Origin of the sequence: Shinella sp. HZN7 (assembly GCF_001652565.1) — a bacterium.
In the GTDB taxonomy this organism is placed as follows: domain Bacteria; phylum Pseudomonadota; class Alphaproteobacteria; order Rhizobiales; family Rhizobiaceae; genus Shinella; species Shinella granuli.
This window is the reverse complement of record NZ_CP015736.1, coordinates 247,030-260,099: the sequence shown is the minus strand read 5'-3', so window position 1 is coordinate 260,099 and position 13,070 is coordinate 247,030. Positions and strand designations below refer to the sequence as shown.

The window sequence follows — 13,070 nt, the reverse complement described above, 5'->3', positions numbered from 1 at the left end:
GAACGGACCGGTTTGCTCATTGCGCTGCGCCCTGCTGGTGGACGTCCTCGTCGCGCAGCCGTGCGAGCGGGATCGTCACGCGCCATTCGATGCCGTCGTCATGCACGACGAAATCGAGTTTCGCATCGAGCGCCATGCCGAGCATGCGCTCCAGCACGACGCTGCCGAAACCCTTGCGGCTTGCGGCGATGGCCTCCTTGTCGATCGTCGCCCGGTTCTCGCGCCAGACGAGGTTCAGGTCCTCGCCCGTGGCCGTCCAGCTCAGCGACACGATCCCCGTCTCGTTGGCGAGCGCGCCGTATTTCGTGGCGTTGGTCGACAATTCGTGCAGCGCCATGCCGAGCGTCTGCGAGGCCTGCGGATCGAGGAGCACGGCAGGCCCGGCGATGCGCACGCGCTCCGCGTCGGCGGGCGTGAAGGGCTTCAACTGGTTCTTCGCCAGTTCCATCAGGTTCACGCCCTGCGTGGCATTGGCGATCATCAGGTCCGTCGAGCGGGCGAGGCCGGCCACGCGCTTGCGGAAGGTCTCGGCGAAATCGCTGGCATTTTCCGCGCTCGCCGCCGACTGGTTGAGCATGGCCTGGATGACAGTGAGCTGGTTCTTGGAGCGGTGCGCCACCTCGCGCATCAGGAAGCGCACCTCGTTTTCCGATTTCACCCGCGCATCCGCCGCCTCCGCAAGCGCGCGGGAGACCGTCTCCAGCTCGGAAATGGCATAGGGGCGCGGGGCCACCCGCTCACCCTGGCCGAGCCGGCGCGCATCATGCGCCAGCAGCCGGACGTCGCGCGAAAGCACGCGGGCAATGCCGACGGCGCTGATGGCGGCAAGGGCTGCGAAGACGGCACCGCCGATCGTCAGCCAGAGGAAGGAGGAGACGGCCGGCGCCTGCACATCCGACGATTTCGCCCAGGCGATCATGCGCCAGCCGGCGAGCGAGGAGAATTCCGTGACGACCTGGTAGTCGACGCCGTCCCGCTTCATGGCGCTGACGCCGAGGCGCAGCGACGGCACGACGCGCAGGAAGAACGGCTGGCCGGTTTTCTGCTTCTCGTCGGTGGACGCGATGACCGTGCCGCTGGAATCGAGCACCGCCGCGTTCCAGCCGGGCGAGAGGACATCCGGATTGACCGCGCGGCGCAGCGCCTCGGCATTCTTCGTCAGCGTCAGGAGAACAGGCTCGCCATTGGCAAGCCGCACCGGCATGTAGACGTTGAACACCCATTGCTGCGCCGTGCGGCCGAAGAAAAGATCGGAAACCATGCGTTCGTCGCGCGACAGGGCCAGGCGTGCCGAAACAGGCTCGGACGCGACGTTCAACGGCGTGCCGAAGGGAACGCGCGTGTTGAGGCGCTGCCGCATCGCCTGATCGATGACGAGGAAATAGATGTCCGTACCCTCGAGCGTCTTGGTCGCCTGGGCATGCAGGGTCGCATAGTCGCCCTTCGGCAGGCTTTCCGACGTGGAGAGGAAATTGAGCGTCGAGAACATGCTCGTGATTTCACGCTCGACGGCGCGGTTCACGGCGCTCGTCGAGGTGCGCAGCAGCGATTCGAAGATGCGCTCCTGCGCCTCGGTGGTGCGCTTCATCACGACGATGGAAAACAGGAAGGCGGGAATGACGACGACGAGGATGAGGCAGACGAGGTAGAACACGACGGGATGATGCATGCGCCGGCGGCTTTCCACAGGGCCTGCGCCCACCGCCGCGTCCTCGGCGGATACCGTTCGGTCAATCGGCGCAATCGTCAACGGCCAGCCCTTTCACCCTTCGCCCACAGACGGCCGTGACGGCAAAGCACCGCCCGGCCCGTCCTCGAACGAACCTCGCCGGCCCATAAAGCCCATAGCTTGTGGTGAAATCAAGTCGGCGGCGATTGGTTCCGCCGCCCTTGTTCAGCCGCCGAAGACGCGTTTCGGCCGGAACTCGCCGCCGCCGATCTCGCCGATCGCGACAAGCTTGCCGCGGGCCGTGGCATAGGCCTCGTCGGCTGAAACCGGGGCATCGCGGCCGCGCAGGATGATCGGATTGCCCATGCGCAGGCGGTGCGCCTGGTCGTCGTTGATGACGATCTGCGGCAGGCTGGAGAGCGCCTCGCCGGTATCGATCAGGAACGCGTCGAGCGCTGCCAGCCGCTCGGCATCGTCCTCGATCTCCTCCAGCGCCGTCAGGTCGGCGAGCGGCACCATGTCGTCCTCGCCGAAGGGCGCGACGAAGGTGCGGCGCAGCCCCGAGATGTGGCCGAAGCAGCCGAGCTGGCGGCCGAAATCGCGGGCGAGCGCGCGCACATAGGTGCCCTTGCCGCATTCGACCTCGAATTGCGCCGTGTTCTCGTCCGGACAGCCGATCAGCGTCAGGCGGTGGATTTCCACCTCGCGCGAGGGAATCTCGACGGTTTCGCCTTCGCGGGCAAGGTCATAGGCGCGTTCGCCGGCGATCTTGATGGCGGAGAACTGCGGCGGGATCTGCTGGATGACGCCGGTATAATCGCCGAGGATCGCCTGGATCGCATCGGCGGCCGGCCGCTTTTCGGAACTCTGCGTCACCTCGCCTTCGAGGTCGTCCGTCGTACGCTCCTCGCCCCAGGTCACGGTGAATTCGTAGATCTTGCGGCCATCCATCACATAGGGAACGGTCTTGGTCGCATCGCCGAGCGCGATCGGCAGCATGCCGGAGGCGAGCGGATCGAGCGTGCCGGCATGGCCGGCCTTCTGCGCCTTGAACAGCCACTTGATCTTGGCGACGGCTTCGGTGGAGCCGAAATCGAACGGCTTGTCGAGGATCAGCCAACCGGAAACCGGCCGGCCCTTGGGTTTGCGGGGTCTGGACATATTCTACCTGGATTATTGCTCGTCGCCGTCTTCGGCCGAGAGATCGCGGGCGACTTCCGGCGAACGCAGGAGATCGTCGATCTTCTTGTAATTGTCGAAGCTCGTATCGTCGCGGAAGCGAACGTCGGGCATGTACTTCATCTGGCGAAGCTGCGGGCCGAGGCGGCCGCGGATGAACTTCGAATTGCGGTTGAGCGCGTCGATCACCGCCTCATGATCCTTCACGCCGAGCGGCGTGACATAGGCCGTGGCGTGCTTGAGGTCGGGCGACATGCGCACTTCGGAGATGGAAATCACGGTCTTTTCGAGAAGCGGGTCGCGCACCTCGCCGCGCTGGAGGACCTGGGTGATCGCCGCGCGCACCTGCTCGCCCACGCGCAGCATGCGTTGCGACGGCGCCGAGGATGTTGCTCTGGTCATGGTCGTCACCTTCAAAAAAATGCGAGCGCCGAAAAGGTCCGGCGCTCGCACGATACTCTATTGGCGAAACGCTTACAGCGTGCGCGTGACATGCTCCACGCGGAAGCACTCGATCTGGTCGCCGGCGCGGATGTCTTCGTAGTTCTCGAAGGCCATGCCGCATTCCTGACCGACATTGACTTCCGAGACCTCGTCCTTGAAGCGCTTGAGCGTCTTGAGCTTGCCTTCGTGGATGACGACGTTGTCACGAACCAGACGGACGCCCACGCCACGCTCGACCTTGCCTTCGGTGACGCGGCAACCCGCGACCTTGCCGACCTTGGTGATGTTGAACACCTCCAGGATCTCGGCGTAGCCGAGGAAGGTTTCGCGACGCTCGGGCGAGAGCAGGCCGGACATCGCCGCCTTCACGTCATCCACCAGGTCGTAGATGATGTTATAGTAGCGGATCTCGATGCCCTGGCGCTCGGCGAGCGAGCGGGCCTGTGCGTTGGCACGGACGTTGAAGCCGATGATCGCGGCGTTGGACGCTTCGGCGAGCGAAATGTCCGATTCCGTGATGGCGCCGGCGCCGGAATGCACGATGCGCACCCGCACTTCGTCCGTCCCGAGCTTTTCCAGCGCGCCGGCAATGGCTTCGATCGAGCCCTGCACGTCGCCCTTGATGAGCAGCGGGAATTCCTTCAGGCCGGAGCTTTGCAGCTGGCTCATCATCTGTTCCAGCGAGCCGCGCGAACCCGACTGGCGGGCCACCTGCTTTTCGCGGGCGAGGCGCTGGCGGTATTCGGAGATCTCGCGGGCGCGGCTTTCGTTCTCGACCACGGCGAACTTGTCGCCGGCGGCCGGCGTGCCGGACAGACCGAGCACCTCGACCGGCATGGCAGGGCCGGCTTCCTTGACGTGTTCGCCCTTGTCGTTGACGAGGGCACGCACGCGGCCCCACTGGTCGCCGGCAACGACGATCTGGCCGGGGCGCAGCGTGCCCGTCTGCACGAGAACGGTGGCGACGGCGCCGCGGCCGCGGTCGAGCTGGGCTTCGACGACGACGCCCTCTGCCGTACGGTTCGGGTTCGCCTTGAGGTCGAGGATTTCGGCCTGCAGCAGGATCGCTTCCAGGAGCTTGTCGAGGTTCGTGCCGTTCTTGGCCGAGACTTCCACGTCGAGCGTTTCACCGCCCATGGATTCGACGAAGACCTCGTGCTGGAGAAGCTGCGTGCGAACGCGCTGGGCGTCGGCCGTCGGCTTGTCGATCTTGTTGATCGCCACGATGATCGGAACACCCGCCGCCTTGGCGTGGTTGATGGACTCGATCGTCTGCGGCATCACGCTGTCGTCGGCCGCCACCACGAGGATCGCGATGTCGGTCGCCTGCGCGCCGCGGGCACGCATGGCGGTGAACGCGGCGTGGCCGGGGGTGTCGATGAAGGTGATCTTGTGGCCGTTCTGCTCGACCTGGTAGGCGCCGATATGCTGCGTGATGCCGCCGGCTTCGCCAGCGACCACGTTGGCATGCCGGATAGCGTCGAGCAGCGAGGTCTTGCCGTGGTCGACGTGGCCCATGATGGTCACGATCGGCGGACGCGATTCCAGATCACCCTCGTCGTCGGCGACGTTGAAGATGCCTTCCTCGACGTCGGATTCGGAGACGCGCTTGACGGTATGGCCGAATTCGCCGGCGATGAGTTCAGCCAGGTCGGCGTCGATCAGATCGCCGGGCTTCATCATCTGGCCTTCCTTCATCAGGTACTTGATGACGTCGACGGCGCGTTCGGACATGCGCTGCGACAGTTCCTGAATGGTGATGGTCTCCGGCAGCACGACTTCGCGCGAAATCTTCTCGCGCGTTTCCTGCATCATGGAGCGCTTGAACTTCTCCTGGCGGCGACGCATGGCCGACAGCGAACGGCCGCGCTGCGAGCCGTCCTCGTCGGTCGCGGCGGTCGTCAGCGTCAGCTTGCCCTGGCGGCGGCCGTCGTCGGCCTTCGGACGGGCCGGAACCTTGGCGGGCTCCGGACGCACGACCTTGCCGCGGTTGACGGGCGCACCGCCGCGCGGGCGCTTGTCGCTGTCATCATCGGTCTCGTGACGACCACGGCCGGCGACCGGCGCTGCTGCCGGCGTGCGGCCGGGCTGCGGACGGGTTTCGGCGGCGGGGGCTGCAACGGCCGGCTTTGCCACCGGCTGCACGACGGCGGCCTCTTCCACGACGGGAGCGGGAGCAGCGGCCTCGGCGGCGCGGCGCTCGGCCTCTTCCTTCTCACGGATGAGACGTGCCTCTTCCTCGGCCTTGCGGCGGGCTTCCTCTTCTACCTTGCGGCGGGCTTCGTCCTCGGCACGCTGGCGCGCTTCGGCGGCGTCGCGGATCTGCGCTTCGGCTAGCGCGCGGCGACGGGCCTCGACCTCATCGGGGGAAAGCTGGTTCAGCACCACGCCGACACGCGGGCGGCTCTGCTCGACATGCTGCTGCGGCGCCGGGCGCGAATGCTGCTGCACGGGGCGCGTCTGCTGCGGTTCGGGCTGGCGATGCTGCACGGGCGTGACGGGCGTCACCGGCCGCTCGTCTTCCGGGCGGTTGATGCGGCGCTTGCGGGTCTCGACCACGACGGCCTTCGTCCGGCCACGACCCATGTCCTGGCGAACGGTTCCCTGCTGAACCCCCGAGGGCTTCAGGCTCAGGGTCTTCTTGCCAGCCACGCTGATCGTCTTGTCGTCTTTGTTGTCGGTCATTCCGTTCCGTTCCTAAGATCAGGGCCGGATGCGTATCACCAGACCCCGTCGTTCAATTGTGTTCATCCAATGCGATTTCGGCCGGCCGAATGCCGGTGACCGCGTCATTGGTTTGGCTGGCCAGCGCCGCCATTTGCCCTCGCCCGGTCGCCGCCCCGGTATTTTTCGAGCATGATTGCGCGCTTCACTACACCCTCACCCGCCTGCCCTGCAAGCGCCGCGGCATGGATAAAAGCATTCTGGCCCAAAAGGCCCTCCAATTCGCCCTCCGAAAAGAGCCTGAAGGAGGGTATTTCCGTTTCGTCTTCGGTAAGGAAGCTTGCCGCCTTCCTCGCCTGGTCGATCTTTCTCACGCCATCCTCGGCCGCGTCCGTCGCGTGGAACACGGCAAGAGCGGCCAAAGACCGCACCGCCTGGTCCACCTTGGTGGAGCCGGTGATGAACTGGCCGGCCTTGCGCGCCATGTTCATCATGCCGCCGAGCTGGGCCGCCAGAAGCCGGTCCACCTCGGCCCCGAGCTCCGGGCCGGCCTTCGCCTTCGCCTTCAGCGCCCGCGGGAAGAGCTTCCTGGCGATCGCCTTGTCGACGATCGCCCGTTCGGCCTTCACCCAGCATCCACGTCCGGGAAGCTGACGCTTCAGGTCCGGCACGACGCTGCCGTCCGGACCGGCGACGAAGCGGATCAGATCGTCCGCCTCGCCCCTTTCGCGCGTCACGATGCACATGCGGTCGTTCACGCCGTCGTCCTTCTTACCCATACCACGGCGTCTCCAGCCGCCGGACGCCGTCAGGCGTCCTGCTCGGCCCCGTCGACAGCCGGCTCTTCAGCCGCGATGTCCTCTTCCGTGATCCAGCCGGCCGCAAGGCGCGCCTGGACGATCATGGCTTCGGCTTCGGCGCGCGAGACCTCGAACTTCGAGAACAGGCCCTCGAACTTCTTCGTCTCGCCGTCCTTGCGCTCCGACCAGCCGACGAGGTCGTCGGCGGCGCAGCCGGCGAAGTCTTCCATCGTCTTGATGCCGTCCTCGCCGAGCGCGACGAGCATCTGGCCCGTCATGCCGTCGATCTGGCGCAGGTCGTCGGAAACACCGAGCTCCTTGCGCTTGGCATCCATCTCGGCCTCGATGCGGTCGAGATATTCGCGGGCGCGGGTCTGGATTTCCTGGGCCGTGTCCTCGTCGAAGCCGTCGATCGAGGCGATTTCGTCGAGATCGACATAGGCCAGTTCCTCGACGGCGGCGAAGCCTTCGGAGGCAAGCACCTGGCCGACCATCTCGTCGACGTCGAGCGAATCCATGAACAGGTTGGTGCGCTCGTTGAATTCCTTCTGGCGGCGCTCGGATTCCTCGGCTTCCGTCAGGATGTCGATATCCCAGCCGGTCAGTTGCGAGGCGAGGCGCACGTTCTGGCCGCGGCGGCCGATGGCGAGCGAGAGCTGCTCGTCCGGAACGACCACTTCGATGCGCTCGGCATCCTCATCGAGAACCACCTTGGCGACTTCCGCCGGCTGCAGGGCATTGACGATGAAGGAGGCCGGATCCTGCGACCACGGAATGATGTCGATCTTCTCGCCCTGCAGTTCGCCGACGACGGCCTGGACGCGCGAGCCGCGCATACCGACGCAGGCGCCGACCGGATCGATCGACGAATCGTTCGAGATGACGGCGATCTTGGCGCGCGAGCCGGGATCGCGGGCGACCGACTTGATCTGGATGACGCCGTCGTAGATTTCCGGCACTTCCATGGTGAACAGCTTCACCATGAACTGCGGATGGGTGCGCGACAGGAAGATCTGGGGTCCGCGCTGCTCGCGGCGCACGTCGTAGACGAAGGCGCGGACGCGATCGCCGTAGCGCATGTTCTCGCGCGGGATCATCTCGTCGCGACGGATGATGCCTTCGCCGCGGCCGAGGTCGACGATGACGTTGCCGTATTCGACGCGCTTGACCGTGCCGTTGACGATTTCCCCGATGCGGTCCTTGTATTCGTCATACTGGCGGTCACGCTCGGCCTCGCGCACCTTCTGCACGATGACCTGCTTGGCCGACTGGGCGGCGATGCGGCCGAAATCCATCGGCGGCAGCGGATCGGCGATGAAATCGCCGAGCTTGGCGTCCGGGTTGCGGTCGCGCGCCAGTTCCAGCGGGATCTGGGTGGAATAGTCCTCGGCGTGCTCGACGACTTCCAGCAGGCGCTGGAGGCGGATTTCGCCGGTCTTGGAGTTGATGTCGGCGCGGATGTTGGATTCCGTGCCGTAACGCGAGCGGGCCGCCTTCTGGATGGCGTCGGCCATCGCGGCAAGCACGATCTCGCGGTCGATGACCTTTTCACGGGCCACGGCATCCGCGATCTGCAGAAGCTCAAGCCGGTTCGCACTGACTGCCATTGTCTCAGGTCTCCATGGTCAGGCCGGGGCCTTGGCCTCCGGCATCGGGGAGCAGCGCACCGCTCCGGTTCCGTCCTCTCCGCCCCGCCCGCAAAGGGGGCAAAGGCCCCCGGGAGGAACGCACGCACAAACTTATTCGTCGTCGTCTTCGTCGTTCTGGTTCGCGGCCTGCGCGGCCTTGGCCTTCTTGTCGGCGGCCAGCGCATCGCGGATCAGGTCGTCGGTCAGGATCAGCCGGCCCTCGGCGAGCGCCGCGAAGGGGATGACGACCGTCGGCTCGTCGCCGGCGGCGGGCTGGTCCCGCTCCAGGGTGAAGCCGTTCTCGTCGGCCGCCACGATCTTGCCGCGGAAGCGCTTGCGGCTGTCGACGAGGATCGACGTCTCGCATTTCAGCAGGTGGCCGAGCCAGCGCGAAAAGTCCGACTTGCGGACCATCGGCCGGTCGATGCCGGGCGACGAGACTTCGAGATGATACGCCTTGTCGATCGGATCCTCAACGTCGAGCACCGGCGAGACGGCCATCGAGACCTTCTCGCAGTCCTCGACCGTCATCGTGCCGTCGGGCCGCTCGCACATGATCTGCAGCGTCGCGCCGTTCTGCGCCGAGAGGCGCACGCGCACCAGCTGGTAACCGATCTGCTCGATGGTCGGTTCGATGATGTCGGCGACGCGCCGGTCGAGACCGGTCTCGACGATCAGCCGCGGCTCGATGGCCGCATTTCCTGTTTCACTCGTGTCGGACATGACATGCCCTCCCGGGATAGTCGTTATCATGCACTCGATCGGGCCAATAAAAAAGAGCGGGTCCTCGCGGGCCCACTCTTCATCTGGCGATCAAGAATTTGCAGCTGATATAGACCGTGTCTGTCACAATTGCAAGTTCGGCTCTTCCGGCCGCCTGTGGGCGACCTGATCCCCCACCTTTTGCCGCCACCGGCTTGCCCCTTTCGTCCCATGAACTAGATTGTCCACAACGCTGCGTCGAGAATGAGTGCCCTCCCCGTGCCAGACCGGACATCCCCCCTCGCCCCCTTCAGGAACGAAACCTTTCGGCTGATCTGGGCGGCGAGCCTGATCTCCAATTTCGGCGGGCTCATCCAGTCCGTCGGCGCGGCCTGGATGATGGCCTCGATCACCTCCTCGGCCAACATGGTGGCGCTGGTGCAGGCCTCCACCTCGCTGCCGATCATGCTGTTCTCCGTCGCCGCGGGCGCGCTCGCCGACAACTTCGACCGGCGCAAGCTGATGCTGACGGCGCAGTGTTTCATGCTGACCGTCGCGATCGGCCTGACGCTCTGTACGTGGTACGGCGTCATCACGCCCTGGCTGCTTTTGACCTTCACCTTCCTGCTCGGCTGCGGCACGGCGCTCAACAACCCGGCCTGGCAGGCCTCCGTCGGCGACATGGTGCCGCGCGAGGACCTTCCCGCCGCCGTCTCGCTCAACAGCATGGGCTTCAACCTCACCCGCAGTGTCGGCCCGGCCATCGGCGGCGCGATCGTCGCGGCGGCGGGGGCGGCGGCGGCCTTCGCCGCCAATGCGCTCAGCTATTTCGCCCTCCTCTATGCGCTCTTCCGCTGGAAGCCGAACGTCTCGCCGAGCGGCCTGCCGCGCGAGGATTTCGTCCGCGCCATCTCGGCGGGCCTGCGCTACGTCTCCATGTCGCCGAACCTCGGCAAGGTGCTCCTGCGCGGTTTCGCCTTCGGCCTTGCGACGAGCTCCATCCTCTCGCTGCTGCCGCTGATCGCCCGCGACCTCGTTTCGGGCGGGCCGCTGACCTACGGCATCCTGCTCGGCTGTTTCGGGCTCGGGGCGATCGGCGGCGCGCTGATGAATGCGCGGGTGCGCGAGCGCCTCACGACGGAGACCATCGCCCGCCTCGCCTTCACCGGCTTTGCCGTCAGCGCCGGCGTTTCGGCGGTCAGCGCCTCGGCGCTGCTGACCGGGGCCGTGCTTTCGATCGCCGGCGCCTCCTGGGTCATGGCGCTCTCGCTGTTCAACACGACGGTGCAGCTTTCGACGCCGCGCTGGGTCGTCGCCCGCGCGCTCTCGCTCTACCAGACGACCACCTTCGGCGGCATTGCCGCGGGTAGCTGGATCTGGGGCTCAACGGCCGACACGCACGGCGCCGAAGCCGCGCTCCTCGCCTCGGCGGTGGTGATGATCGCCGGCGCGGCGCTCGGCCTTCGCTTCAAGCTTCCCGAACTGCAGAGCCTTAATGTCGATCCGCTCAACCGCTTCAGCGAGCCGGACCTGCCGCTCGACCTGAAGCCGCGCAGCGGCCCGATCGTCGTTCTGATCGACTACGAGATCGCCGAAGGCGACATACCGGACTTCCTGGAGGCGATGACCGAGCGGCGGCGCATCCGCATCCGCGACGGCGCCGGCCAGTGGGCGCTGATGCGCGACCTGGAGAACCCGACGGTCTGGACCGAGACCTACCATGTGCCGACCTGGGTGGAATATGTGCGCCACAACCAGCGCCGCACCCATGCCGATGCCGCCAACGGCGAGAAGCTGCGCCTGCTGCACAGCGGCGCCGAGCCGCCGCGGGTCCACCGCATGATCGAGCGGCAGACGATCGTGCCGCACGAATACGAGCGCTTCAAGCGGCAGGTGGATATCCACTGACGGCGAAAAGCCCTACCGCAGCTTCGCCTTGAGCGAGGCATCCGGATAGCAGGTCGGCGTCAGGCCGCCCTTGGCCTGCCAGTCGCCGAGCGAGCGGCGGGTCTTGTAGCCCGGCAGGCCGTCGACCTTGCCGACATCGTAGCCCTTGGCGACGAGCGCCTTCTGCATGGCGAGCACATCAGAGCGCAGCATCTTGCCGACATCGCCCCATGCGCCGCGGAACGGGCCGCTGCCATAGGCGATGCGATCGGCAAGATTGCCGATGAAGAGGGCATAGAGGTCGGAATTGTTGTATTCCTTGAGCACGTAGAAATTCGGCGTGACGATGAATTCCGGGCCGTGCGTGCCGGCGGGGACCAGCATCATGCCGGACGCCTTCGCCTCGCCGGAGGGAAAACCCTTGCCGGAAATGCGGGTGATGCCGCTCGACGCCCAGGCGGAGATGGGCTTTGCCAGATCCGGCCCTTCCTGCGCGCAGGAGACCCCCGCCGGGATCGACACCTCGTAGCCCCAGCCGCGGCCCGCCTGCCAGCCCTTCTTTGCGAGGTAATTGGCGATCGAGGCGAGGCTGTCCGGCACCGAACCCCAGATGTCGCGCACGCCGTCACCGTCGAAATCCACGGCATATTGCAGGAAACTGGTCGGCATGAACTGCGGCTGGCCGAGCGCGCCGGCCCACGACCCCTTCAATTGCGCCACCGTCCGGTCGCCGCCATCGACGATATGCAGCGCGGCGATCAGCTCCTTGCGGAACATGTCCTTGCGCGTCGACATGAAGGCCTTGGTGGCGAGCACCTCCACCGCCGAATAGGGGATCTTCGCGCTGCCGAAGCCGGATTCCCGGCCCCAGACGGCGACGATGATCTCGCCGGGCACACCGAAGCGCTGCTCGATCCTGCGCAGGGTCGCGGCGTGGGTCTTGGCGAGCCGGCTTCCCGTTCCCGCCAGTCCCTGCAGGCGCTTTTCGGAGAAATAGGCGCCCGGCGAGGAGAACTCCGCCTGGCTCTGCGCCTCTTCCTTCTTCGGCCTTGAGCCGGGCGGCACGAGGTCGGGCAGGTCCCAGTTGAGCGTCACGCCCTGCATCGCCGCGCGAAACGTCTTTTCGCTGACGCCGGTCTTCTGCGCGGCCGGCCAGAGGTCGTTGTCGATCCAGGCACGGAACATTTTTTCCACCTCGGCCTTGGAGGCGGCCTGGGCGGGAAGGGCCATCGCTATGACAGCAAGCGCGAGGAGCGATGCGAGGCGGGTGGCGATACCCCCCTCTGCCCTGCCGGGCATCTCCCCCTCAAGGGGGGAGATCGACCCGCGGCAACCGCTCGCCAATCGTTGACGCTTCAGATTGCTGAAAGGGCGAACTCCTTGCCGATCTCCCCCCTTGAGGGGGAGATGCCCGGCAGGGCAGAGGGGGGTGAGCCGTAAAAGCCAGCCTAGCATGAACAGATCTCCCTCAAATCGCCGTGCGGGCGCGCAAGGCGGCCGTCAAGGTTCCTTCGTCGAGATAATCCAGCTCCCCGCCGACCGGAACGCCATGGGCGAGCCGGGTGATCTTCACTTCAAGGCCGGAGAGCTGGTCGGTGATATAATGTGCCGTCGTCTGCCCCTCGACGGTGGCGTTGACGGCGATGATCAGTTCGCGCACGCCGCCCTTCGCGACGCGGTCGACGAGGCCGCGGATGTTGAGATCGTCAGGCCCCACGCCGTCGAGCGGCGAGAGCGTGCCGCCGAGCACATGATAGGCCGCGTTCATCGCGCCGGCGCGCTCCAGTGCCCAGAGGTCGGACACGTCCTCGACGACGATGATGACCGCATGGTCGCGCCGCACGTCCGTGCAGACGGTACAGGGATCGCTCGTATCGACATTGCCGCAGCACGAGCAGATGCGCACCTTGCGATGCGCCTCGCCCATCGCATCGGCGAGCGGGCCGAGCAGCTGGTCCTTCTTCTTGACGAGATGCAGCGCGGCGCGGCGCGCCGAACGCGGGCCGAGGCCCGGCACCTTCGCCAGGAGCTGGATGAGTTTTTCGATTTCGGGGCCGGTGACTCGTTTTGCCATTGCCGGTATCTAGCCCATATCCA

Annotated in this window: 10 protein-coding genes; 1 reads left to right on the top strand and 9 read right to left on the bottom strand. The window is 66.2% G+C overall.

Translation table 11 applies throughout. From position 1 onward, the window contains the following. Positions 1 to 16: 16 nt before the first annotated feature. From shn_RS01260 to rimP, 7 genes are all read right to left on the bottom strand, one after another. Positions 17 to 1,669, bottom strand: coding sequence for a sensor histidine kinase (locus shn_RS01260; protein WP_084437689.1), 1,653 nt, complete (start codon positions 1,667 to 1,669; stop codon positions 17 to 19). Between the two features lie 225 nt (positions 1,670 to 1,894). Then, positions 1,895 to 2,830 carry a tRNA pseudouridine(55) synthase TruB gene (gene truB, locus shn_RS01255; RefSeq protein ID WP_064328818.1) on the bottom strand — a complete coding sequence of 312 codons (936 nt, stop codon included), beginning with the start codon at positions 2,828 to 2,830 and terminating at the stop codon, positions 1,895 to 1,897. 12 nt (positions 2,831 to 2,842) lie between these two features. Further along, positions 2,843 to 3,250 (bottom strand): 30S ribosome-binding factor RbfA, encoded by a 408-nt coding sequence (gene rbfA / locus shn_RS01250; RefSeq protein ID WP_064328817.1) that lies wholly within the window; start codon positions 3,248 to 3,250, stop codon positions 2,843 to 2,845. Between the two features lie 72 nt (positions 3,251 to 3,322). After that, the gene (gene infB, locus shn_RS01245; RefSeq protein ID WP_064328816.1) at positions 3,323 to 5,977 is read right to left on the bottom strand and encodes a translation initiation factor IF-2; all 2,655 of its coding nucleotides are present in this window, start codon (positions 5,975 to 5,977) and stop codon (positions 3,323 to 3,325) included. Positions 5,978 to 6,081: 104 nt separating this feature from the next. After that, on the bottom strand, positions 6,082 to 6,735 hold the full coding sequence (locus shn_RS01240; protein WP_064328815.1) for an RNA-binding protein: 654 nt from the start codon (positions 6,733 to 6,735) through the stop codon (positions 6,082 to 6,084). A gap of 29 nt (positions 6,736 to 6,764) precedes the next feature. Beyond that, positions 6,765 to 8,363, bottom strand: a complete 1,599-nt coding sequence (gene nusA / locus shn_RS01235) for a transcription termination factor NusA (protein WP_064328814.1) — start codon at positions 8,361 to 8,363, stop codon at positions 6,765 to 6,767. 132 nt (positions 8,364 to 8,495) lie between these two features. Continuing rightward, positions 8,496 to 9,107: a ribosome maturation factor RimP gene (rimP, locus tag shn_RS01230; RefSeq protein ID WP_064328813.1), complete on the bottom strand. Its 612-nt coding sequence runs from the start codon at positions 9,105 to 9,107 to the stop codon at positions 8,496 to 8,498. A 258-nt stretch (positions 9,108 to 9,365) separates the two neighbouring features. On the opposite strand from rimP, the gene shn_RS01225 reads away from it, so the two are divergent. Then, positions 9,366 to 10,994: an MFS transporter gene (locus shn_RS01225; protein ID WP_162853143.1), complete on the top strand. Its 1,629-nt coding sequence runs from the start codon at positions 9,366 to 9,368 to the stop codon at positions 10,992 to 10,994. A gap of 12 nt (positions 10,995 to 11,006) precedes the next feature. On the opposite strand, the gene shn_RS01220 is transcribed toward shn_RS01225, so the two are convergent. Then, positions 11,007 to 12,272 (bottom strand): lytic murein transglycosylase, encoded by a 1,266-nt coding sequence (locus shn_RS01220; RefSeq protein ID WP_064328811.1) that lies wholly within the window; start codon positions 12,270 to 12,272, stop codon positions 11,007 to 11,009. Positions 12,273 to 12,441: 169 nt separating this feature from the next. After that, positions 12,442 to 13,047 carry a recombination mediator RecR gene (gene recR / locus shn_RS01215; RefSeq protein ID WP_023512375.1) on the bottom strand — a complete coding sequence of 202 codons (606 nt, stop codon included), beginning with the start codon at positions 13,045 to 13,047 and terminating at the stop codon, positions 12,442 to 12,444. Positions 13,048 to 13,070 lie beyond the last annotated feature (23 nt).